1 pseudogene is annotated in these 1,043 nt (G+C 38.6%); it reads left to right on the forward strand.

What is annotated here, in order from left to right:
• Window positions 1-1,043 (forward strand): annotated as a pseudogene (locus ACQ76T_RS25080) (RHS repeat-associated core domain-containing protein); the annotation flags it as partial.

A 1,043-nucleotide genomic window follows, 5' to 3' on the forward strand; every position in this document is an offset into this window, starting at 1 on the left:
AATGAATCCGGAATCACGATCACAGAACGTTTTGAATATGATCATCAGAACAGGCTCTTGGTACATAAACACCAGGTAGATGATAAACCCGAGCAGATTCTTGCCGAAAACAGCTACAATGAACTTTCTCAGCTCAAAAACAAAAAAGTAGGCAATAACCTGCAGAGTATTGACTATTCTTATAACATCCGAGGTTGGCTGACGGACATTAATAAAGATCAGATGTCTGTACCGGATTTAGGAGGGAAATTATTTTCTTACAAAATTAAATACAATCAGATGGATGGTTTAGAGACTCCTGATTCTGTTTTATTTAACGGAAGAAATGTGAAACCTAAATACAACGGTAATATAGCTGAAGTAGACTGGCGGGCGGTAGAATCTTTAGGAGCGAACCCATCCATCACTCCCAAAAGATATGGTTATGCTTATGATGCCCTGAACAGGCTCACCGCAGGATATTATCAAAACCCTGTCAACCCTTACAGCAAAGAGCACACAGAATCTATAGCTTATGACCTGAATGGAAATATAACCGGGCTTTACCGAACATCAGCTTTAGAAGGTAATAATACCACTGCTACGGTAATTGATAATCTTGAGTATATCTACGGATCTACAGGCCAAACCAATCAGGTTTCTGTGATTAAAGACCATCAGAATAATCCCTCAGGATATGAAGGTGGGGGTGGTACAATTCAATATGACCTTAATGGAAGTATGTGGCAGATACCGGATAAGAACATTACTAAGATCACTTATAACTATCTGAACCTTCCTGATAAGATAGAATATGGAAATATGGGACTCTCCGGAATACACAATTATCTTTACAGAGCAGATGGAACTAAGGTTCAGAAAAAGCTTCCTAAGGCAGAATGTGGAATTATCAACTGTTATACGATAACAGATATCACAGATTACCTTGATGGATTTCAATATTATCATAATGAATCCAGCAATAATGGCGGAGGTGGCGGTCTTGAAGAACTTCGTATGATCACAGAAAAGTTGAAATATGCTTATGAGCAACAGGCTTTCTC

This window comes from Chryseobacterium sp. JK1, from assembly GCF_050632815.1.
Lineage (GTDB): Bacteria > Bacteroidota > Bacteroidia > Flavobacteriales > Weeksellaceae > Chryseobacterium.